At 58.9% G+C, this 688-nt stretch carries 1 protein-coding gene; it reads right to left on the bottom strand.

What is annotated here, in order from left to right; genetic code table 11:
* On the bottom strand, positions 1-688 hold a 688-nt coding region (locus HMPREF2993_RS06110), incomplete at both ends, for a transposase (protein WP_141758262.1).

The raw sequence follows: 688 nt of genomic DNA, 5'->3' as shown, positions 1-688 counted from the left end.
AGTTGCTCCTCGACTGCGGTGGCATATCCGGTAAACCCATCCATTGTCACCACCTGTATCTGCTCCCGGAAGCTGGGGTCGCGCTCCTTAAGCCACCCGCTGAGCACATCTGCCGACCTGCCCGGTCGCATGTCTAACAAACGAGCAGGCCCACGCCCGTCCACCAACGGGGTGAGGTCAACAAGTATGGTCACCAGGTTTGATGCCTGGCCTGGTTTTCTGGTGTGTTTCCATACATGTTCATCGACTCCGAGGACGCGAACCCCGTCGAGGTGGTGCGGGTCGCCGTAGACAAGCTGGCGGCAGGCATCCAGTGCGACCTGGTTGACCAGGTCCCAGCCCACGCCGAGTGCTTTGGCGGTAGCTGACACACTCATCCGATCAATAGCAAGGCGCTGCAAGATCCAGCGGGTGACTCGGTGGGTGAGCTTGGAGCCGTCATCCGCGCAGGTTAAAGATTCTTGGAAGATCTTCCTCTTGCATGAGTCGGCTGTGCATAAGAATCTGGGGACTTTTACGTGCAGCCTAGTGGGGAATCCAACGACAGGAAGATCAACGAGTCGACGAGTGATGTGGTCGCGTAATTTTCCTGACTGTCCGCAGTCCGGGCACACGCCGACAACGGCTACTGGCCTAGCCTCAATGATGGTCAGCGCTCCGGCATCAGCGGCACCGGTGATGGCAAGCC

The organism is Corynebacterium sp. HMSC068G04 (genome assembly GCF_001814885.1).
GTDB classification, from domain to species: Bacteria; Actinomycetota; Actinomycetes; order Mycobacteriales; family Mycobacteriaceae; genus Corynebacterium; species Corynebacterium hiratae.
Note: the sequence above shows the minus strand (reverse complement) of the source record. Positions and strands in the feature narration are given on the sequence as shown.